19 protein-coding genes are annotated in these 21,781 nt (G+C 57.2%); 10 read left to right on the top strand and 9 right to left on the bottom strand.

Annotation, left to right across the window (positions count from 1 at the left end; translation table 11 throughout):
* Positions 1-45 precede the first annotated feature (45 nt).
* Genes tatB through AAC622_RS07355 form a run of 3 tightly spaced genes read left to right on the top strand, consistent with a single transcriptional unit; the run spans position 46 to position 2,399 of the window.
* Positions 46-651 carry a Sec-independent protein translocase protein TatB gene (gene tatB / locus AAC622_RS07365; RefSeq protein ID WP_340261160.1) on the top strand — a complete coding sequence of 202 codons (606 nt, stop codon included), beginning with the start codon at positions 46-48 and terminating at the stop codon, positions 649-651.
* Entirely contained in the window at positions 648-1,541 is an 894-nt protein-coding gene (gene tatC / locus AAC622_RS07360) for a twin-arginine translocase subunit TatC (RefSeq protein ID WP_340261159.1), read from the top strand. The genes tatB and tatC overlap by 4 nt, the downstream gene beginning before the upstream one ends.
* Before the next feature lie 15 nt (positions 1,542-1,556).
* Positions 1,557-2,399 (top strand): ATP-binding protein, encoded by an 843-nt coding sequence (locus tag AAC622_RS07355; protein ID WP_340261503.1) that lies wholly within the window; start codon positions 1,557-1,559, stop codon positions 2,397-2,399.
* Here AAC622_RS07355 and AAC622_RS07350 read toward each other — a convergent pair whose 3' ends face one another.
* The 4 genes from AAC622_RS07350 to AAC622_RS07335 are packed head-to-tail and all read right to left on the bottom strand — an operon-like array spanning position 2,400 to position 5,848.
* The gene (locus tag AAC622_RS07350; RefSeq protein ID WP_340261158.1) at positions 2,400-3,347 is read right to left on the bottom strand and encodes an AEC family transporter; all 948 of its coding nucleotides are present in this window, start codon (positions 3,345-3,347) and stop codon (positions 2,400-2,402) included.
* A 9-nt stretch (positions 3,348-3,356) separates the two neighbouring features.
* On the bottom strand, positions 3,357-4,268 hold the full coding sequence (locus tag AAC622_RS07345; protein WP_340261157.1) for a DMT family transporter: 912 nt from the start codon (positions 4,266-4,268) through the stop codon (positions 3,357-3,359).
* 42 nt (positions 4,269-4,310) lie between these two features.
* Complete coding sequence (locus AAC622_RS07340) at positions 4,311-4,802, bottom strand: lipocalin family protein (RefSeq protein WP_340252058.1); 492 nt, start codon at positions 4,800-4,802, stop codon at positions 4,311-4,313.
* Complete coding sequence (locus AAC622_RS07335) at positions 4,802-5,848, bottom strand: aldo/keto reductase (protein WP_340261156.1); 1,047 nt, start codon at positions 5,846-5,848, stop codon at positions 4,802-4,804. The genes AAC622_RS07340 and AAC622_RS07335 overlap by 1 nt, the downstream gene beginning before the upstream one ends.
* A 115-nt stretch (positions 5,849-5,963) precedes the next feature.
* Here AAC622_RS07335 and AAC622_RS07330 point away from each other — a divergent pair, with 115 nt between their 5' ends.
* From AAC622_RS07330 to AAC622_RS07320, 3 genes are all read left to right on the top strand, one after another.
* Positions 5,964-6,623, top strand: coding sequence for an ImuA family protein (locus AAC622_RS07330; RefSeq protein WP_340261155.1), 660 nt, complete (start codon positions 5,964-5,966; stop codon positions 6,621-6,623).
* 82 nt (positions 6,624-6,705) lie between these two features.
* Entirely contained in the window at positions 6,706-8,418 is a 1,713-nt protein-coding gene (gene metG, locus AAC622_RS07325; protein WP_340261154.1) for a methionine--tRNA ligase, read from the top strand.
* 113 nt (positions 8,419-8,531) lie between these two features.
* Entirely contained in the window at positions 8,532-10,199 is a 1,668-nt protein-coding gene (locus tag AAC622_RS07320; protein ID WP_340261500.1) for a chloride channel protein, read from the top strand.
* Between the two features lie 11 nt (positions 10,200-10,210).
* Here the strand turns inward: AAC622_RS07320 and AAC622_RS07315 are convergent, their stop codons facing one another.
* The 5 genes from AAC622_RS07315 to AAC622_RS07295 form a co-directional block, all read right to left on the bottom strand.
* Entirely contained in the window at positions 10,211-10,555 is a 345-nt protein-coding gene (locus AAC622_RS07315; RefSeq protein WP_340261153.1) for a DUF427 domain-containing protein, read from the bottom strand.
* A gap of 70 nt (positions 10,556-10,625) precedes the next feature.
* Entirely contained in the window at positions 10,626-12,449 is a 1,824-nt protein-coding gene (locus tag AAC622_RS07310) for an aminopeptidase P family protein (RefSeq protein ID WP_340261152.1), read from the bottom strand.
* Positions 12,442-14,352, bottom strand: a complete 1,911-nt coding sequence (gene cobT / locus AAC622_RS07305) for a cobaltochelatase subunit CobT (protein ID WP_340261151.1) — start codon at positions 14,350-14,352, stop codon at positions 12,442-12,444. The genes AAC622_RS07310 and cobT overlap by 8 nt, the downstream gene beginning before the upstream one ends.
* Before the next feature lie 17 nt (positions 14,353-14,369).
* Positions 14,370-15,356: a cobaltochelatase subunit CobS gene (gene cobS / locus AAC622_RS07300; RefSeq protein WP_340243110.1), complete on the bottom strand. Its 987-nt coding sequence runs from the start codon at positions 15,354-15,356 to the stop codon at positions 14,370-14,372.
* Between the two features lie 127 nt (positions 15,357-15,483).
* Entirely contained in the window at positions 15,484-17,262 is a 1,779-nt protein-coding gene (locus AAC622_RS07295; RefSeq protein ID WP_340261150.1) for a peptidoglycan-binding protein, read from the bottom strand.
* Between the two features lie 184 nt (positions 17,263-17,446).
* Between AAC622_RS07295 and AAC622_RS07290 the strand changes: the two genes are divergently transcribed.
* The 4 genes from AAC622_RS07290 to glyS are packed head-to-tail and all read left to right on the top strand — an operon-like array spanning position 17,447 to position 21,713.
* Positions 17,447-18,385: a glycine--tRNA ligase subunit alpha gene (locus AAC622_RS07290; RefSeq protein WP_340261149.1), complete on the top strand. Its 939-nt coding sequence runs from the start codon at positions 17,447-17,449 to the stop codon at positions 18,383-18,385.
* Complete coding sequence (locus AAC622_RS07285; RefSeq protein WP_340261148.1) at positions 18,382-18,921, top strand: DUF6446 family protein; 540 nt, start codon at positions 18,382-18,384, stop codon at positions 18,919-18,921. Before AAC622_RS07290 ends, AAC622_RS07285 begins: the two co-directional genes overlap by 4 nt.
* Complete coding sequence (locus tag AAC622_RS07280; RefSeq protein ID WP_340261147.1) at positions 18,918-19,610, top strand: FkbM family methyltransferase; 693 nt, start codon at positions 18,918-18,920, stop codon at positions 19,608-19,610. Before AAC622_RS07285 ends, AAC622_RS07280 begins: the two co-directional genes overlap by 4 nt.
* 24 nt (positions 19,611-19,634) lie before the next feature.
* On the top strand, positions 19,635-21,713 hold the full coding sequence (gene glyS, locus AAC622_RS07275; protein WP_340261146.1) for a glycine--tRNA ligase subunit beta: 2,079 nt from the start codon (positions 19,635-19,637) through the stop codon (positions 21,711-21,713).
* Positions 21,714-21,781: the final 68 nt, after the last annotated feature.

Raw genomic sequence — 21,781 nt, 5'->3', positions numbered from 1 at the left:
TCATGAAACCCTGCGCTAATCGCGGTTTGTCACGAGAGGGACGCCATGCCTGATATCGGGTGGATGGAATTGATGGTGATCGGCATTGTTGCCTTGATCGTTGTCGGGCCAAAAGACTTGCCTGTCATGTTCCGCAAAGCGGGTCTGTTTGTGGGGCGCATCAAGGGCATGGCGCGCGAGTTTACCTCGGCGATGAATGATGCGGCCGATCAAACGGGCATGCGCGAAATGAACCGCGAGATGAAAGCCCTGACCAATCCGCGTCAATATGGTCTGGATAAGGTCAAGCAATCTCTCAACGCGGATCTTGATCTGGATGCAGATTTCAATAGCGACAAGCCGCTGAAGACGGGCAATCAGGGTAAACCTGCGGGCGCGCAAGGAAATCCGACCCAAGCCCCCGCACCTGCCGTTAAGCGCAGTGAGCCTGCAGAGGCGCCAAGCGAGGCGCCAGCGCAGGCAAAAGCCGCGCCTGCCAAAAGGGCTGCGCCCAAAGCAAAGGCGGCCCCCAAGGCTGCGCCGAAAAAGGCACCTGCAAAAAAAGCCGAACCCGCAAAAACGACACGGGCCAAGGCTGCGCCTGCAAAGGCCAAGACCACTGCGCCCAAAGCGGCCCCTAAACCCCGCGCGAAAAAGGCGGATGAGGCATGAGCGAAGACGAGATTGAAGATCATTCCGCCCCATTGATTGAGCATTTGGCGGAATTGCGCACGCGGTTGATTCGCTCGGTTTTGGCCTTTGTGGCGGGTATGGTGATTATGTTCACTGTAGCCGAACCATTGCTTGAATTTATTTCGCAACCTCTGGCCGATGTCTTGCGCGCGCGGGGCGAAGATGCACGTTTGATCTTCACCGCCCCGCAAGAGAAATTCTTTGTCTTGATCCGTATTTCGGTGATCGCGGGCTTTGCGATTTCTTTCCCTGTGATTGCGCATCAGCTTTGGCGCTTTGTGGCACCTGGTCTCTATAAGACTGAAAAAAATGCTTTTTTACCCTTCTTGATTGCTTCGCCGCTTTTGTTTCTCTTAGGGGCTGCCTTCGCGCATTTCATCGTTACGCCCTTGGCCATGAATTTCTTCATCGGGTTTTCCGATGCGATCCCTGCCTTGGCCAACTTGATTGCAGGGGAGGGGGAGTTCCAACCCTCCGCGCCCTCACAAGAGCTGCAAACGGTCTTTCTCGGTTCGGTGCGCGAGTCGCTTGATCTGGCGCTTAAGTTTATCTTTGCCTTCGGGCTGTGCTTTCAGTTGCCCGTGCTTTTGACCTTGATGGGTAAGGCGGGTTTGGTTTCAGCGGCAGGTCTGCGCGATGTGCGCAAATATGCGATTGTGGGCATTTTGGTCGTTGCGGCTTTGGTAACCCCGCCAGATGTTGTCACGCAGCTGATCCTTTTCAGCGCCGTTTATGGGCTTTACGAGATTTCCATTTTCTTGGTCGCCATGGTTGAGAAAAAGCGTAAGGAGCGCCTCAAGGCCGAAGGCCTATGGGATGAAGACGAGGCCGATGAAGCATCCGCAAAGGACGCGGCGCAGAAAGAGTAAACGGTAGTAATGGCTATGGCGAAAAAGCAGCTTGCCCGAATTGCGGATGCGTTAGAACGGATGGCCCCGCCCGCCGCGCAAACCCCTGATTGGGGTGCAGCTGATGCCTTTGTGTGGCATGCAGATCCTGATCATTTGGAACCTGTCGCGCAGATTTCGCGCGTGGGTGTTGAAATGTTGGTGGGCGTGGATCGCGCGCGCGACACGCTTATGGCCAATACGCGCCAATTCGCGCGCGGCTATGCCGCCAATAACGCGCTCTTATGGGGCGCGCGGGGGATGGGGAAATCCTCGCTGGTTAAGGCCGCACATGGGGCCGTGGTGGCCGAGGGTTTGCCGCTCAAATTGGTGGAAATGCAGCGCGAAGATTTGCCCACGATTGGCAGGCTTTTGACACTGTTGCGCGCGGCCCCTGCACGCGTGATCTTGTTTTGTGATGATCTGTCCTTCAGCCATGATGACCAACATTATAAATCGCTCAAGGCGGTTTTGGATGGTGGTGTGCAAGGCCGCCCTAAAAATGTGATTTTCTATGCCACGTCTAACCGCCGTCACCTGATGCCGCGGGATATGATCGAGAATGAGCGCAGCGGTGCTATAAACCCGTCTGAGGCGGTGGAGGAGAAGGTCTCGCTCTCGGATCGGTTTGGGCTGTGGCTTGGGTTCCATCCTTGCACGCAGGACGAATATTTCGAGATGATTGACGGCTATTGCCGTGCCTATGGCGTGGCTGTGCCCCAAGATCAGTTGCGTGCCGAGGCGATTGAGTGGACTGCAACACGCGGGGCGCGGTCAGGCCGCGTGGCATGGCAATTTTTCACTGATTTGGCAGGTCGACACGGCGTTGCGCTGAAATAATTACAGACCGAAAACCCGCGCCCCAAGGCTCAGCCACAATGGCATGGTTGCGAAGGAGAGCAGCGTTTGCACCGTGATCATTGCGGCCATAAGCGGCGCATCCCCTCCCATTTGTCGGGCCAATGTATAGGCGGCCACACCTGTTGGCAGCGCGCCAAAGGTTAGCGCGATTTGTGCCTGTAGGGGCGGCACATCGAGGATCAAAGCCAACCCCATAATTGCGGCAGGAAACAAGCCAAGCTTTGCGATGGCTGCAAGAAATAATGGCCCCGCCTCTGCCGAAAGGCCGCGCAGTTTGAGGTTCGCCCCAACGCACAGCAACATGATGGGCAGGGCCGCTTGGCCCAGAATTTCGAGGCTGTCGTGAAAAACTGGCACCCGCGGCAACCCTGCAAGGTTCCATGCCATGGCAGCGGCAATCGACAGTATCAAAGGGTTTTTCGCAAGATTTTTCAGCGTGGCCGTGATCTGGCCGCCAATCCCCGTGCCGCGCTCTTGTGGCAACATGAGGACAAGCGTGGTCACCACTGTTAGGTTGACCACAGGCACCAGAATGGCCGCGCCTAAAATCGCAAGCTCCAACCCCTCAGGCCCATAGAGGGCGCCCGCGACAGCAAGGGCGATGAACGTGTTGAACCGTCCCGCCCCTTGCACCAAAGAACTGCCCGCGGCGCGCCCATGGTGGCGCATTAAGCCTGCCCCGATGAGCCCCGCAATGATGCCCACGAAAAAACCCGCATAGAGCAATGCGGAAAAGCCACCCAAAGCAGCAGCGCCCAAATCGGCCGTAGAAATGCTGTCAAAGAAGATGGCAGGCATCAGAACCAGATAGACCAGACGGTCATTGAGGTTCCAAAACTCGGCCGAGGGCAGGCCCGCGCGGCGCAGGCCGTAGCCTGTGGCAATCAGAACGAAAATCGGCGCAATGGCGAGGGGTATTGTGAACATGGCGCTTTCTTACGCCTCTTGCAGGATAATGGCGAGCAGCGCGGCGAGGATCAGAACCAATCCCATCACCTCTTTTTTGGTGCTGCGTTCTTTGAGCCAGAAGATGGAAAAGAGATAGGTAAAGACCAATTCCACTTGCCCGACCGCTTTGACCAATGCCGCATTTTGCAGGCCAAAGGCCAAGAACCATCCAAGTGAACCTAAAAGTGAGGTGGCCCCCGTGGCAAGTCCAATGCGCCATTGATGCAGCACAGAACCAATTTGTGCGCGCTCGCGCCAAGCAATCCAAAGGCCCAAACTGCTGGCTTGAATGGCGCAGGCCACCGCAAGGGCAAATCCAGATCGCAGCAGCGCATCCCCCCCTTCAAGGCTTAGGATCGCGCCGCGATAGGTCACGGCAGACACCCCGAAAAGCCCGCCAGAGGCCAGCCCGAAAAATGCGGCCTTGGTGGCAAAGCGTGCGAGAAGGGTTTGACCATCGCCCTTTTGCCCCCCGTCTGAGATCAAAATAACGCCGATCACCCCAACCACGATGGCGGCAAAAACCCACAGCGATACGCCTTCGCCCAAAACCACCAAACCGAGGCAAGCGGTCAGGATGGTTTCCGTCTTTTTCAGGGTCACGCCAATTGCGAAGTTGCGAAACCCAAACAGCGCCACAACACAGGCTGTGGCCAGAACTTGGGCCAATGAGCCAAGAACGATATAGGCCCAGAACTGGGGTTGGATCTGTGGCAAATCAAACCCGCGTATACGGGCATATAGGATCACGCCACAGGCCACGATGGGCGCGCTGTAAAGAAACCGCGCCCAAGTGGCGCCTGCGGTCGACAGCGCACTTTTGCGCAAGTGATGCTGTAACAGAAACCTGAGGTTCTGCATGAAGGCAGCAAAGATGGTGGCGGCAATCCAAATTGGCATGCGATCAGATTGCGCCTTTCCTGAGAAAGGGCAAGCGTGCAGTCATGGGTTCAGCGCGATAAAATCATTTGGATCATAGCCATTGGCCGCAGCAAGGCGCAATGCAGCGTCAATGCGATCAGCGCCCCCCGTTGTTCTGCGGTCAATGATCCACGCCAAGCGCCCGTCAGGCGCGCCTAGCAATGCGGTGCGATAGTCATCATCAACCCAAAGCACCCAAAGCGCCCGCCCGCGCGCATCTGTAAAGCGGGCAGGGTGCGGGCCGTCCGAGGTCAGCGCCATCCTTTGGCCAGACCCATCCACATACCGCAAACCTATGATTTGGCCACTGCCTTCCTCAAAGCTGAGGTTGCGCGGCGCGGTTCTATCGATGGCGTGGCGCATCACCCATGGCCCCGCAAATCGTGCGGCTTCAAACCGCGTGGTCGAGGCAATCGGTGCATCCGCCCGTCTTGCCCCCATCATGGGCGGGCTACAGGCTGTGATCAAACACAGGGCCAATAGGAGCGCGGTTTGGGTGAGGCGCAGGCGCATCAATAGGGCAACGGATGGGCGCGATGGATTGCGCCTATCTCGTCCAGAACATCGCCCGATAGGGTCACATCCAAGCCATCTAGAATGCGGGCAAGCTGTGCGCTTGTGGTTGCGCCAAAGATGGTCGAGACGGAGAAAGGGCGCTGCACAGTAAAGGCCAAAGCCATGTGAACTGGATCAACACCGTGCTTTTGCGCCAAGTCTAGATAGGCTGCGACCGCATCAAAGACGCGCGGGCTTTTGCGACCGCCCAAATCCCCGTTACCCTCCATGCGCGAGCCTTCTGGAATGGCCCCGTTTTGGTATTTTCCCGTCAAAAGGCCCGCGGCAAGGGGCGAATAGGCCAGCAGGGTCAGCTGCTCATTCACGGCCAGTTCCGCAAAATCTGTGTCATAGAGGCGGCACAGGAGCGAATATTCATTTTGCAAGGACATCACACGCGGCAGGCCGCGCTCTTCGGAAAGGCGCATCCATTGCGCAACGCCCCAGACCGTATCATTGGACAGCGCGAAATAGCGCATTTTGCCTGCTTTGATCATCCGATCTGCTGCATCCAAGATCTCTTCCATATGGGCCAGCGTCACGGATTTCACCTGTGCCGAAGGATCATAGCCCCAGTTTTGGCGGAAATGATACGAACCGCGATTGGGCCAATGCATTTGGTAAATGTCGATATACTCTGTGCCCAGTCGTGCGAGCGAGGCATCGAGTGCTGCGGTAAAACTTGCGGCTGTTATATCCTCACCCATGCGCACAAACGCGGCGTTTTTGCCCGTGATTTTGGTGGCCAAGATATAATCGCCGCGCCGCGCAGGGTTGGCGTGGTTCCAATTTCCAAGAATGGTTTCGGTATTGCCGACTGTTTCCGCCCGCACAGGGTTAACGGGATACATCTCGGCGGTGTCGACAATATTGATCCCTGCCGCAAGCGCCATATCCATTTGGCGATGTGCGTCTGCCTCTGGGGTTTGGTTGCCCCATGTCATCGTGCCAAGGCAGTAATCGGTGATCATTGTGTCTGTGGTGCCAAGCTGAATTTTGCGCATCCCATCCTATCTTTCGCTGCTATCTTCCGCGTTATTGGTAGCGAGATGCCCAAGAAGGGCAAGGGGAGTGCGAAAATTTCTTGCAGAACAAAAGAAGAACATTTAGTCTGGCCTCATGCAAATCACCCATGCCTCTTTTGATCACATTACGGCCTCTGTGGCGCGGGCAAACCCGTCTTTGCGCCTTTTCGAGGGGTGTGATTTGCGGCTTGGGCGGGTGCATGAGTTTTGCGGCCCCGCACGGCGGCGTCTGGCGCTTTGGGCGGCGGCGCGGATGGAGGGGGCGGTGCTTTGGATCCGCCCTGCGTGGCACCCTGATCATCTGCATATGCAGGCCGTGGCGGAGGAGATTGACCCTGCCCGCATGATCTTTGTCGCGCCTGAGCGGCGCGAAGACCTGTTATGGTGCATGGAGGAGGCTTTGCGCAGCGTGGCCTGTAAAACTGTGGTTGCCGAAGTGCTAGAGCCACCCAACCTGACCGCGATCCGCCGTTTGCATCTGGCGGCTGAACATGCGGGAAAGCAGCCTTTCGCCGCGATTTTAACACCGCATCATGGGGGCGCAGCAGGGGTTGAGACGCGCTTTTCCTTAGCGGCCAATCATGGGGCCTTATCCATGCAAGGGGCGCTTGCAGGAAATCTGCCTGCAGGCCTAGAGGGGCGCGCATGGCATATGCAACGTCTGCGCGCGCGCCTTGCCCCGCCCGCCGCATGGCGTGTAACGCGCGCATCCTCAGGCCTTTGTGCGAAATCCATAGCGCCCAGTTTTGTTTGACATCTTTGCACCGTCTAGCCATCCGCTTTGCTTTGGGTTAGACGCGAGAGCGAAGGAAATCATCTAAGACAAGGCGGGCGTGATGGAGCGTGTTCTGATCACTTCGGCGATCCCATATATCAATGGGATCAAGCATTTGGGAAATCTTGTAGGCAGCCAATTGCCTGCTGATCTTTTCGCCCGTTACAACCGCGGTCGGGGCCGTGAGGTTTTATTTCTCTGTGCCACAGATGAGCATGGCACGCCCGCCGAATTAGCCGCCGCCAAAGCGGGCATGGATGTCGCTGAATATTGCGCCAAAATGCACGCAGTTCAGGCTGAGATTGCACAGGGTTTTCGCCTGAGTTTCGATCACTTTGGCCGGTCTTCTAGCCCGCAAAACCACGAATTGACCCAGCATTTTGCAGGCCGTTTGGCCGAGGCAGGGCTGATCTCTGAGGTGAGCGAGCGGCAGGTCTATTCCAACGCCGATGGCCGCTTTTTGCCTGATCGCTACATTGAGGGCACATGCCCCAATTGCGGCTATGACAAGGCCCGCGGCGATCAATGCGAGAACTGCACCAAGCAGCTTGACCCGACCGATTTGATTGACCCGTGCAGTGCGATTTCTGGCTCAACGGATTTGGAAGTGCGCGAGACCAAGCATCTGTATCTGCGCCAGTCCTCTATGCGGGATCAATTGAACGCGTGGATCGACAGCAAGACAGATTGGCCAATTCTAACCACCTCTATCGCCAAAAAATGGCTCAATGACGGGGACGGGTTGCAAGATCGTGGGATCACGCGCGATTTGGATTGGGGCATCCCTGTTAAAAAGGGCAAGGATGAATGGCCAGGGATGGAGGGCAAGGTCTTCTATGTTTGGTTTGATGCGCCGATTGAATATATCGCCTGCGCCGCAGAATGGGTTGACGCAGGCAAGGGAGATGATTGGGAGCGGTGGTGGCGCACAGACAAGGGCGCGCGAGATGTGCGTTACGTCCAGTTCATGGGCAAGGATAACGTGCCCTTCCACACCTTGAGCTTCCCTGCAACGATCTTAGGCTCTGGCGAGCCATGGAAGCTGGTGGATTACATCAAATCCTTCAACTATCTCAATTATGATGGCGGCCAATTCTCGACCAGCCAAGGGCGTGGCGTGTTCATGGATCAGGCTTTGTCGATCCTGCCTTCGGATTATTGGCGGTGGTGGTTGCTGAGCCATGCGCCAGAAACCTCGGATAGCGAATTCACTTGGGAGAATTTCCAAGCAGGCGTGAACAAGGATTTGGCCGATGTTCTGGGCAATTTTGTCAGTCGGATCACCAAATTCTGCCGCTCAAAATTCGGTGAAGTGATCCCTGAGGCGGGCGACTACAGCGCACAAGAGGCCCAAGTGATGGCTGATTTACAGGCCCGCCTTGCGGCCTATCAGGCGCATATGGAGGCGATTGAAATTCGCAAAGCCGCCGCCGAATTGCGCGCAATTTGGGTTTTGGGGAATGAATATTTGCAATCTGCAGCCCCTTGGACGGTGTTCAAGGAAGATCCAGATCGCGCCGCGGCCATCACGCGGTTTTCTCTGAACCTCATCCCGTTTTATGCGCTCTTGTCTGCGCCGTTCATCCCAGATGCCGCACAGGCAATGTTGGATGCGATGGGGTGCAAAGATTACGCATGGCCCGAAGATGTCGCAGAAGGCCTCTCGCGGCTGCCAGCTGGGCAGGGCTTCACTGTGCCTGAGGTTCTTTTCGCAAAGATCAGTGACAAGCAGCGCGAAGAATGGCAAGCCCGCTTTGCGGGGGTGCGCAGCTGATAGAGGGTTGAATTTCAACCTCTTTGGGCCTTTGGTGGTTATAGAGGCGCGGCGCAAAGGCTGGTAAGTTGGATAAAGACCCGTCCCGATCTGGGCAACACCCCCTTAAGGCGATGTTGGCAGCAACATGGCGCCAGCAGCGCGCCTTGTTGTCGGAGGCATGGTTTATCCTGCGCCGCAAAGGCCCAAGCCAAATTCAGTTTTGGTTTATCGCGCTTGTGCTTGGGGGGGCAGCAGGCAGTGCGGCGGTTTTGTTCCGCCTTGGTGTAGATCGCTTGCAAGCCACGCTTTATGGCACCGAAGATATCCGTCATTTGCACAGCTACGCCGAAAGTTTGCCGTGGTATCTGATTTTGCTGATCCCCATTTTGGGGGGGCTTTTGGTGGGGATGATCCTGCATCGCTTTACGCCTGATGGGCGGGTGCGCTCTGTGGCGGATGTGATTGAGGGGGCCGCGCTGAATGAAGGTCGCGTTGAGATACGCGCGGGCGTTGCCTCGGCTGCGGCGTCCTTAATCACGCTTGGCTCAGGCGGCTCTACGGGTCGAGAGGGGCCTGTGGTGCATTTGGCTGCCGTAATCTCTAGTAAAATCTCCGCGCTTATTCGTGCCGATGGGATCACGGGGCGGGATTTGTTGGGCTGCGCGGTGGCCGCGGCTGTTTCCGCCTCGTTCAATGCACCAATTGCAGGGGCGCTTTTCGCGCTTGAGGTGATCTTGCGCCATTTCGCGGTGCATGCATTTGCGCCCATTGTCATTGCCAGTGTGGCAGGCACAGTGATCAGTCGCCTCACCTTGGGCGATGTGACGGAGTTCACATTGGGTCGTGAAAGCGCCTTGGGCTTTTACGCGGAACTGCCCGCCTATCTCATGTTGGGATTGATCTGTGGGCTTGTTGCCGTGGTGTTTATCCGCGCGGCCTTTTGGGCCGATCACCAAGGCACTCGGGTGCAAAATTTCCTGCGCTTGCCGCGGTTCTTGCGCCCTGCGATTGCGGGGGCGTTACTGGGCGGCTTGGCGATTTTCTTCCCCCATATCATTGGCGTGGGCTATGAGACCACGAGCGCCGCTCTCACGGGGCAATTGGTGCTGCATGAGGCGATTATCTTCGCCGTTCTCAAGACGGTTGCCGTGGCAATCACGGTTGCGGGGCGCATGGGGGGCGGGGTGTTTTCCCCCTCATTGATGATTGGCGCGCTGACGGGCCTTGCCTTTGGTTTGATCGCGACCGCAATCCTGCCCGAGATGTCAGGGTCGGTGACGCTCTACGCTTTGGCAGGGATGGGGGCGGTTGCCGCCGCTGTTTTAGGCGCGCCCATCTCAACCACGTTGATTGTGTTTGAACTGACAGGCGACTGGCAAACGGGCCTTGCGGTGATGGTTTCTGTGTCCCTTTCCACGGCCCTTGCCAGCCGCCTTGTAGATCGCTCGTTCTTTTTGACCCAACTTGAACGGCGAAACATCCATTTGGCGGCAGGGCCACAGGCCTATTTGTTGGCCATGGTCGGGGCAGGGCGGATCATGCGGCCCATGACTGACCCGCGTGCCGCGCCCGCTGATGCCCTCTTGGCGCAGGTTGCGGAAGGGGTGTTTGTGACGCTTGAGGATACGCTTGAAACCATCATGCCGATTTTTGAGAAAACCGAAGCGGATTACATTCCCGTGATCAAAGAAAATCCGCAGGATGGGCCGCCCGCCCTTGAGGGGGCGGTGTTCCATATTGATGCGCTCAAAGCCTATACCCGTGCCATGGCGGACACTGCCGCTGAAGAGCACAGCTGACGGACACGCTGTTAGATACGCTCGACTGTGACGCGGTCGGTAAAGAAGGCGATATGACCCTTAATGGCTTGGGCTTCGTCCGTTTTTGGGTCTTCATAAGACCACGCCGCATCGTCAATCTGCCCTGATGCCGTTGATATGGCATAGTAGCTGGCCATTCCCTTCTTGGGGCATTTGGTGGTGCTTTGGGTCTTTTCCAAAAGCGCCATGGCGATATCTTCGCGCGGAAAGTAGATCACGGCGGGCAAATCGCCCTCCTTCAATTCCAATGCCGCAGCAGATTCCGCCACGATCGCGCCGCCTGCGCGCACAACATATTTCCCCGATGCAGGGCGAATCGACATTGTGTTGGTCATGAATAGATCTCCTTCTTAGGCCTCTCATACAGGCTTGGTCTGAGAATAGCTAGGGAAGGTAACGGAAAGACTACGCGATGGGCGCAGTGGCCTGTCGCAGCCATGCCTGCGCCTCGGGCGGCACCAGCGGCATCAGGGCTTTGGCCACGCGGGCGTGATATTCGTTCAGCCATGCGATATCCGCCGCCGCCATGTCATGGCTGACCACCAACCGCCGATCAATGGGGGCGAGGGTCAAAGTTTCAAATTCCAACATCGTCCGCGCATCCCCCCCCGCAATTGGGGCGGCTTCTTGGACGACAATCAGGTTTTCAATGCGGATCCCATAAGCCCCCTCTTTGTAGAAGCCTGGTTCGTTTGATAAAATCATCCCAACCTCAAGGGGCACATCCGAGGCGCGACTGATCCGTTGCGGGGCCTCATGCACGCTGAGATAGACCCCGACACCGTGACCTGTTCCGTGGTCATAATCGCGTCCAGCGGCCCAGAGGGGGGCGCGGGCCAATGCATCCAAATCCCGCCCTGCCAATCCTTTGGGGAAGCGCGCGCGCGACAGCGCAATCATGCCACGCAAAACTTGGGTAAAGGCCTGTTTTTCCTCAAGCCCAACATCCCCCACGGGCAGGGTGCGGGTGATGTCGGTGGTGCCATCAAGATATTGCCCGCCTGAATCGATCAAAAACAGCGTGTTTGGCGCAAGCGGCGCATTGGTGGCCTCGCTCACGCGATAATGCACAATCGCGCCATGTGCGCCTGCGCCTGCGATTGTATCAAAACTGATATCTTGCAGCGCGCCTGTCTCGCGGCGAAAGCGTTCAAGCGCACAGACGCACTCAATTTCGGTCAACCCGCCTTGAGGGGCGCGGTGATCAAACCAATGCAAAAACCGCACCATGGCGGCCCCATCGCGCAGATGTGCAGCACGGGTTGCGTCAATCTCGGCGGGATGTTTGCGCGCTTTGGGCAGGGTGCAAGGCTCGGGGCCTTCGTCAATTTCTGCCCCTGCCTCGGCCAAAATCATCCGCAGCTTATGTGGGGCGGTCTTGGGATCAAGGCGGATGGGGCCAGAGTTTGCCTCTTGGCGCAACCGCTCCTCAAAGCGGTCAAGAGGGTAAAGCGTGACCTGATCGGGCAGAGCAACATCCACGAATTTCGCAGGGTCGGCAAATACGGTGATGCTGCCTGTGCTTGAGAGAATGGCGAAGGCCTGAACCACGGGAAGATGCGGCAGGTCGGCGCCGCGAATGTTTAAAAGCCAACAGATGGAGTCGGGCAGGCTGAGCACAGCGGCGCTCACGCCTTGGGCGGCGAGGTCAAGCCCAACTTCGCTACATTTTTCAACGGCGCTGCTGCCCGCATAGCGCAGTGGATAGGCGCTCGCCTTCCCATCATGCGGCGGCGGGCGGTCAGACCAAAGCGCGTCAATTGGGTTTTCAGCAAGAGGGCGCAAGGTGATCTGATGGCCGGCAACGGCCTCGGCCAAGCGATCAATCTCGGCCATTGTGTGCAGCCATGGATCAAACCCGATCACGCCGCCCTTCGGCAATGCTGTGGGCAGCCATGTTTCAAGTTTGGTTTTGGGCCAATCTACAGGGGTGAAGATGTCTAAATCGACCTCATCGCGCACCTGCAGGCGGTAACGGCCATCAATAAAGATACCAACCTGATCTTTGAGAACGGCACAGAACCCAGCCGAGCCTGAAAATCCGCTCAACCACAAAAGCCGTGCATCACAAGGCGCAACATATTCGCCTTGATGGGCATCGGCGCGCGGCACTAAAACACCATCCACCCCAAGTTTTGGGAAACAATCACGCAAAGCAGCCACGCGTGGGGTGCCTTGGTCGGGGCGGGAGGCAGTATCAAAACTTTGAAACTCTGCCCGCTTATCCAAACCGATATAACCCTGATTTTGCGCCCCCGCTGCGCAGTCCCATAACGCGGGCGCGGGCCCGTGGGTCATTGTCAAAGAGGGCCGCCAATTGTTCGGTGATTGCCCCTGCCAATTGTTCGGCATCAGTGATCGTCACGGCGCGCTCGTAATAGCGGGTTACATCATGACCAATGCCAATCGCCAGCAATTCAACGGCACGGCGGCGTTCAACCATGCTGATCACATCGCGCAGGTGCTTTTCGAGGTAATTCGCGGGGTTCACGGATAGGGTGCTGTCATCGACAGGCGCGCCATCCGAGATGACCATCAAAATTTTGCGGGCTTCGGGGCGGGCCAACATCCGCTTATGCGCCCATTCCAGCGCCTCGCCATCGATGTTTTCTTTCAAAAGGCCTTCTTTCATCATCAGGCCCAAATTGTCGCGCACCCGCCGCCATGGGGCATCGGCTGATTTATAGATGATGTGGCGCAGATCATTCAGACGACCGGGTTGCTGCGCGCGGCCTTGTGCAAGCCATTCCTCGCGCGCGCGGCCGCCTTTCCACGCCCGCGTGGTAAAGCCCAAGATTTCGACCTTTACATCGCAGCGCTCTAGCGTGCGCGCCAGAACATCGGCGCAGATTGCCGCGATGGAAATGGGCCGCCCGCGCATCGAGCCTGAATTGTCCAAAAGAAGCGTCACCACCGTGTCGCGGAATTCGGTATCCTTTTCCACCTTAAAGGACAAAGGCGTTGTAGGATTGGCTACAACCCGCGCAAGGCGGCCTGCATCCAATATTCCTTCTTCGCGGTCAAACTCCCACGAGCGGTTTTGCTGTGCCTGAAGGCGGCGCTGGAGTTTATTTGCCAAGCGGCTGACCGCGCCTTTCAAAGGTTCCAACTGCTGATCAAGATAGGCGCGCAGGCGTTCAAGCTCTTGCGCTTCGGCCAAATCTTCGGCGGCGATTTCCTCGTCATGGGCGGTTGAGAATACGGTGTAATCTGGATCAGCATCCGAATGAGGGGGCGCTTGGGGCGGTTCAACGGGCGCGTCCCCATCGGGCAGCTCTTGTTCCTCGCCCTCCTCGGCATCGCCGTTTTCATCCATTTGCACCTGTGCCTGAGAGGCGTCCTGCTGTTCTTCTTGCGAACGCTCTGGGTCGGCATCGGCGCTGTCATCTTCCTGACTTTCGCTATCGCCTGTGCTGTCTGGTGTTTCTTCTTGATCCTGATCTTGATCGGCGCTGTCCTCGTCCTCTTGGTCGTCCAATTGGTCGGGATCATCGCCCAGTTGGTCAGCATATCCCAGATCAGAGATGAATTGCCGCGCAACGCGCGAAAAGGCGGCTTGATCGTCCAGTGACCCTTTGAGGGCATCTAGGCTTTCGCCGCAGCGTTCTTCAATGAAGGGGCGCCACAGCTCTACGATATTTTGCGCCTCAGGGGGCAGCGGGCGGCCTGTTGCAATCTGGCGCAGCATATATCCCGCCGCGGTCGACAGCGGCGCATCGCTGCGCTCGGTGATTTCACCATAGGCCTTGCGCCGCGCCTCTGCGCCGATTTTTGCGTCAATATTCCCAGCTGTGCCAGGCATGACGCGGGCACCAATGGCTTCGCAACGTGCGGTTTCAATCGCCGTCATCAAATCGCGCGCAATAGGCCCCGTGGGTTCGTATTTCGCGGCAATGCGGGGGTTGTGAAAGCGATGACGCAGTGCAAACGCATCAGCCGTGCCACGCGCAAGCAGAACCTCATCACGGCTCATGCGGCGGCTGATTTGCGGCAGGCGGATCGTGTCATTGCTTGCACCGGGTGGGTCAACCGAATAGCTGACCCCAAGATCGGGGTCATTGGCCAAAACCCGTGTCGCATCGGCAAGCGCCTTTTTGAACGGATCGGCTGGATTATCGGTGGGCTTGCCCATTGGGTGTCGGTCTTTCCTTAGCCAAGGCTGACGCTTGCAGCACTTTCTGGCAATTCTTCATCAAAGCAGCGCTGATAAAACTCCGCCACGGTCTGGCGCTCGAGCTCGTCACATTTGTTGAGGAAGGACAAACGGAACGCATAGCCCGTGTCGCGGAAAATCTCGGCATTCTGCGCCCAATTGATGACGGTGCGCGGGCTCATCACAGTCGACAATTCGCCGTTCATAAAGGCCGTGCGCGTGAGATCTGCAACTGTGACCATCTGGCTGACCGTTTTGCGCCCCTCTGCCGTGTTGTAATGGGGGGCCTTTGACAGAACGATTGCGGCTTCGGCATCATGGCTGAGATAGTTCAAGGTCGCCACGAGGCTCCAACGGTCCATCTGCGCTTGGTTGATCTGCTGCGTCCCGTGATAAAGACCTGTGGTATCGCCCAGACCGACAGTGTTTGCCGTTGCGAAAAGACGGAAATATTTATGCGGCTGAATGATCTCGTTTTGATCAAGCAGGGTGAGCTTTCCATCATGCTCGAGCACGCGCTGGATCACGAACATCACATCAGCGCGGCCCGCATCATATTCGTCAAACACGATGGCGACAGGATTGCGCAAAGCCCAAGGAAGGATACCCTCATGGAATTCGGTCACCTGCTTACCATCGCGTAGTTTGATGGCGTCTTTGCCGATGAGGTCAATACGGCTGATATGGCTGTCGAGGTTCACGCGCACGGCGGGCCAGTTCAGGCGGGCGGCGACCTGTTCGATATGGGTCGATTTCCCTGTGCCGTGATAGCCTTGGATCATCACTCGGCGATTATGAGAAAACCCTGCCAAAATCGCTAATGTGGTGTCGCGATCAAATTTATAGGTTGAGTCGATCTCAGGCACACGATCAGTCGCGTCAGCAAAGCCTTTAACCTTCATATCACTGTCGATGCCAAAGACATCCCGCACCGAAATTTCTTCGGTGGGTTTTGCATCCATTGCCAAGCTGCCATCTGCCATATCGTAAAACCTCGGGGGAGTTAAAATGCGTCATCTGTGGTGGTGCAACATATCGCGCCGCGCCGCAAGGGGAAGGGGCGTAGGAATTTTGTCTCCGATTTGGGGCTATTTCTGCCAAAATACACGCTTAACGCGAAAGACAGGTCACCTTTGCCGTAATCGCCTGCGCAAGCCGCGCTAAGGTCTCGCCGCGCAGCGGTTCCTCTCGGATCACGCGGGGCAGGGCAGGCAGCCCTGCCGCCGCAAGCGTTGTGGTGATATCGGCAGCAGGCGTGAAAGCCCCCCCGCGATAAAGCCCCAAAAGCCCGCCTGTGGCATCAAGAACGGGCCCGCCCAACTCGGTTTGCGAGGGGGTTGGATAGGCGGGGCCTGCGTCCTTCAAGGGTCGCAAGGTTGCGGCTGAAACCCTGCCCTCATAGGCAAATCCAGCGATATACTGCGCCGATCCCATCCGCGAGGCTGCGGTAAATTCAGCCAAATCTGGTGGGGTCAGCGGGGTGTCTGGCGCAATCACCACAATCCCAAGGGCGCTGTCGCGGTAAATCTCCCGCGCGGCAATCGCATCATTGAGGCGCAGGGTAGGGCAGGTTTGCGGCAGGCTTGCATCGGTTAGGACATGGCCAGTGTCCGTCACAAAAACGCCTGAGCGTTGCGCAAGGGGGCTTGGCTCTGTTTCCGATGCATTCAGCGCGGGTGATGTGCCGCTTTGTGCGGTGTCACGCTCTAACACGCCTTCTAATGCCAAGAAATTTTCCTCAATCTGCGGCATCAGCCGTGCGATGGGGGTATATTCAGCAGCGGGGCCGCGGATGATCAGACCCTTAATCGCGCCGCCCTCTAAGCGGGCAAAACCAGTGGTAAAGCGTGCCGCATCACTGGCGGCAATATCAAAACGGCCCCGCAGCATATCGCGCAAGCCCCCTTCGGGCATGATGTCGGCATTCGTTACGATCTCGAACAAAGACTGCAGCCGCGCCTGATCCCCCTCGGCGGAGATCAGCACGACCTCGACCCCGCGCGCATCTGTCGGTGCAAAGACCGCGAAAGGGGAGGCATAGGCCGCGAATTCCACATATCCCATGGGCAAGAGTGCTGCGATGCCCGCGCGGGTGTCCGTGATCCGCTCTAGCCCAAGTTCCCCCAAATCTGCTTGCCATTGCGCGATCAAATCTGACCGTTCGGCGGCGGTTAATACCCCCGTTGTGGGCCAGTCATTCCTGCGCTGCCATGCCGCCATGGCCGCCCGCGTGCCCGCGCCAAATACCCCATCAATCGCCCCATCATAAAGCCCGAACCATAGCAGCCCGCGCTGTAGATCATCGCGCGCGGCGGGATCAAGATCTGCTTCGCCTGCGCGCGCTAGGGCAAGGGTTTGTTGCGGTAGCGCATCTGTTTGGGGCGTGGTTACGGGGGCGGCTTTTGGTTCCACGGGTGTTTGTGATGGTTTTTCAGGCGCGTCTTGTGGCGCGATCTCGGGCAAAGGTTCAATTGCGATCACCTGCGGTGCTGTCGCTTGGGCCGCAATAGGCCAGAATTGGCGCGTATAATTTTGCGGCGTTTGCATATAGCTGTCGCTAGGGATTTGACCCGAGGCCCTTAGATCGCGCAGGCGTTCCTGTGCGACCTCGCGCGGATAGGGGCCGAGGGCCAGTGCATATAGGCCCGTGCGCATCATGAACCCTGCTAACCCCATGGTGGCGCTGTTACTCTCATAGACGCGCAGACGCGATTGCGCTGTAACCAGATCAGGATGCGCTTCGATTTGCACCCAAACCAAATCTGTTTGGGCCTGCGCTTGGGCCTCTGGCGCGTGGCCAATCAGACTGGCGCATAGAACGGCCAAAGAGATCACAATTGCCTCCCGCAACCGCGCAGTCTGACCTGCCCGAACCCCGTGATTTTGCATACTGCCCTAATCCGTAACCTTAAGGGTGATTTTGTTCAGGTTATCCGCGAAACGGACGGGATGCACCCCGTTTTCACCAATAATTTCCTAAATTTCCCATCGCGCAGCTCATAAGCTGTGATTGACCCTCGGCATCCTGCGTCCTATGTGGTCGACAACTTTCGTTAAGCCCAAGGAACGATCAATGTCGCGCATGGAAAAGCCCCGCAGTTTCCAAGAGATCATCCTGCGTCTTCAAACCTACTGGGCGCAGAAAGGCTGTGCCGTGATGCAGCCCTATGACATGGAGGTCGGGGCGGGAACCTTTCACCCTGCCACAACCTTGCGCAGCTTAGGCTCGCGGCCTTGGGCGGCAGCTTATGTGCAGCCCTCGCGCCGCCCCACCGATGGCCGGTATGGGGAGAACCCTAACCGCTTGCAGCATTATTACCAGTATCAGGTGCTGATGAAACCAAGCCCGCCCAATTTGCAAGATCTCTATCTTGGTAGCCTTGAGGCCATTGGGATTGATATGGCGATGCATGACATTCGCTTTGTGGAGGACGACTGGGAAAGTCCGACTTTGGGCGCTTGGGGCCTTGGTTGGGAAGTTTGGTGTGATGGCATGGAGGTCAGCCAATTCACCTATTTCCAACAGGTGGGCGGGCATGATTGCCACCCTGTGTCGGGCGAGTTGACCTATGGTCTTGAGCGTCTGGCGATGTATGTTCTGGGCGTGGATCATGTGATGGAGATGCCGTTTAATGATCCAGATGCACCGATTGCGTTGAAATATGGGGATGTTTTCCGTCAGACCGAGGAAGAATATTCCCGTTTTAACTTTGACACGGCCAATACAGATATTCTTTTGCGTCAGTTCGAAGAGGCCGAAGCGGAATGTCAGCGCATCCTTGCCGCAGAAAATATTGATCCCAAAACAGGCAAGCGGATCATCATGGCGCATCCCGCCTATGATCAATGCATCAAGGCAAGCCACATGTTCAACTTGTTGGATGCCCGTGGGGTCATTTCGGTGACGGAGCGGCAAGGTTACATTGGTCGCGTGCGCGCATTGGCGAAACTTTGCGCTGACGCTTTCGTACAAACTGAGGCGGGCGGATTTGATGAGGGGCAGCACGCATGAGCAGTAAACGCTTGGGTCGTTTTGTGGTGGCGGCGATTGCCCTGTCGGCTTTGGCGGCAGGGGCGGGAATGTGGTATGCGCAGACCCGCGCCTATTACGCCCCTGTGATGCCCGATGATCCGCGCGGGCAGATCACGCTCAGCGTTGATGGCGCGCCCATGCCTTTGGCCATTTCCAACTTCGATGGCATTGACAGCAACAGCTCGCCCATTCGGTTCCGCGCCTGTTTTGATCTTGAGGCAGGCCAAGAGGTGCTGATTTCAGCAGCAGAACTCTATGAGGGTGCAACGCCCTTGATCGCGCCATCTTGGTTCCAATGTTTTGACGCCGAGGCGATTGGTGCCGCCCTAGAGGCGGGGCGCGCAACCGCCTATTTGGGTGCGCGCGATTTTGTCTATGGGGTCGATATCGTGGTTGCCTTGGATGACGTAGGGCAGGGCCATGCTTGGCGGCAGATCAACCCGTGCGGCGAAGCGGCCTTTAATGAGGATCCTGTGCCAGAAGGGTGCCCGCCTGTCCCTGAGGGTATGCAATGACCGAAACCCTTACCGAACTTGAACAGCTGCAAGCCGAGTTTGATCGGTTCCGCCGCCGCGCGCGCCGTAGTGCGCGCAAGGCGCAGGCGGATGGGCTGTTGATGGGGGTTGTGTCGATGCTGACCCCGCGTGATGTGGTCTGCGATTGTGGGACGAATGTTGGCGATGTGACCGCACAGCTTGCCGCGTCAGGCGCCCATGTTCACGCATTTGATCCTGATCCCTATTGTACTGATACGTTGAAGAAACGCTTTGCCGATGCGCCAAACGTAACCATTCACGAAGCGGCACTTGGCACGCGCGAAGGCACGATCCAATTGATGCGGGCTGTCAATTTTGACGAAAACCCAAAAGGTGCATCCGTCAAATCCACTGTCTTGGAGGGCGGGCGGATGATTGATCAGGATCTGGGGCACGCGATAGATGTGCGCCTGTTGGATTTCCCGGCCTTTTTGCGTGATCTCATCGCAGAGCATGGCGAAATCGCCTTTGTCAAAATGGATGTCGAGGGCGCCGAGCTTGACCTTCTCGAAGCGATGGAGGCGGCGGGCCTGTTTGACAAAATCCGCCTGACTGTGGCTGAAACCCATGAAAATAAATTCAAAGAGCTCCGCCCCCGTTTCCGCGCTTTGCGCGAACGCCTGAGCGAGGCCTATCCGATCACCCGCGTCAATCTTGATTGGATCTAACGCGACCGCAATAGGACGAAATCTATGCCCGATCTTCTGCTGGAACTGTTTTCCGAAGAAATCCCTGCCCGCATGCAAGCCAAAGCGGCCGAGGATTTGAAATCGCTTGTCACCAATGGTCTGGTTGATGCGGGGCTGAGCTATGCATCTGCGGCAAGTTTTGCGACCCCCCGCCGCCTGTGTTTGGTGGTGGACGGGCTGAGCGCCAATTCCCCAACTACAACAGAAGAACGCAAAGGCCCGCGCGTGGATGCACCAGAGGCGGCGATCGAAGGGTTCTTGCGCGGCGCAGGCGTGTCACGCGATGCGCTTGAGACACGCGAAGATAAAAAGGGCGAGATTTATGTCGCCCGTATCACCCATAAGGGGCGTGATGCTGCGGATATTATTGCGGAATTGGTGCCATCGGTCATTCGCAATTTCCCATGGCCGAAATCCATGCGCTGGGGGGCAGGGTCTTTGCGTTGGGTGCGGCCTTTGCATTCCATCCTATGCCTCTTGACCGATGAGGCGGGCGCACGCGTTGTGCCCTTCGAGGTTGATGATATTGTGGCGGGTGACAAAACGCGCGGCCATCGCTTCATGGCTCCTGATGCCTTTGCTGTCAGCAGTTTTGAGGATTATGAAGCCAAGCTGAAACGTGCCCATGTGATCTTGCGCGCAGATGAACGCGCAGATGCCATTTGGCACGAGGCCAGTCAAATGGCCTTTGCCGCGGGGATGGAATTGGTCGAAGATCGCGGCCTTTTGGCCGAGGTGGCGGGCCTTGTGGAATGGCCCGTTGTTTTGATGGGCGAGATTGGTGCGGATTTCTTGAACCTGCCACCAGAGGTTTTGCAGACCTCGATGAAAGAGCATCAGAAATTCTTTTCTGTGAAGAACCCCAAGACAGGGCGGATTGAGCGCTTTGTGACCGTCGCCAACCGCATCACCGCAGATGAGGGTGCGACCATTTTGGCGGGCAATCAAAAGGTGCTTTCTGCGCGTCTGTCAGATGCGAAATTCTTTTGGGAAAATGATTTGCGCGTTGCCAAATCGGATATCACCCAATGGATGCAAAGCCTTGAGAATGTGACCTTTCAGGCGAAACTTGGCTCGCAGGCCGCGCGGATCAAACGGATTGCGGAGTTGGCGGCGGAACTGGCCCCCATTGTGGGGGCGGACGCAGATCAGGCGCGCCAAGCGGCCAAAATCGCCAAAGCGGATTTGTCCTCTGAGATGGTCTATGAATTCCCTGAATTGCAAGGTCTGATGGGGCGCTATTACGCCGCTGAGGCAGGCTATGCGCCTGAAATTGCAGCGGTTGCGCAGGAACATTACCAACCCCTTGGCCCGTCAGATGATGTGCCAAACGCGCCTTTGTCCGTTGCCGTGGCCTTGGCCGATAAGATCGACACGCTGACGGGCTTCTGGGCGATTGATGAGAAACCAACAGGCAGCAAAGACCCCTACGCGCTGCGCCGTGCGGCCTTGGGGGTGATCAGATTGATTTTGGACAATGGGGTGCGCTTGAACCTATCCGTCCCCTTCGTTTCGCGTGGTGCGGGTTTTGGGTCTGATGCACCTGAGGCTGGAGCCACAGACCTCCTTTCGTTCTTCCACGACCGCCTCAAGGTGCATTTGCGCGATGAGGGCATTCGCCATGATGTGATTGATGCCTGCCTGTCGATGGCGGGCAATGATGATTTGGCCTTGGTCGTGGCGCGGGCGCGCGCCGTGCAGGCGGTGCTGTCGACCGATGATGGTGAAAATCTGATCCAAGGCTATCGCCGTGCCAACAACATCCTGACGCAAGCAGAGGCTAAGGATGGGGTGGAATATCGGTTTGGTGCAGATATGAAATTTGCAGAAACCGATGAAGAACGCGCGCTTTTCGCGGCCCTTGCCGCGGCGCGGGACGCGGCCAACCCCGCCCTAGCGTCTGAGGATTTTGCGACCGCCATGGCCGCTTTGGCCGCGCTGCGCGGGCCGATTGATGCCTTTTTCGAAAAAGTGCAGGTCAATGCGGATAGTGAAATAGTGCGGCGCAATCGTCTGAACTTGCTGCATGAAATCGTGGAAACTTGTGGCAAGGTCGCCGATTTGTCGCGCATAGAGGGGTAATGCTGCATCGCGGCGCTTTACAGATCGCGTTATGATTATATCTTAGTGTCTTCGCCAGTTTCGGCTAA

Origin of the sequence: Roseobacter sp. HKCCA0882 (genome assembly GCF_037805225.1) — a bacterium.
In the GTDB taxonomy this organism is placed as follows: domain Bacteria; phylum Pseudomonadota; class Alphaproteobacteria; order Rhodobacterales; family Rhodobacteraceae; genus M30B80.
The sequence above is the reverse complement of the archived record's forward strand: the minus strand, read 5'-3'. Positions and strand labels throughout refer to the sequence as shown.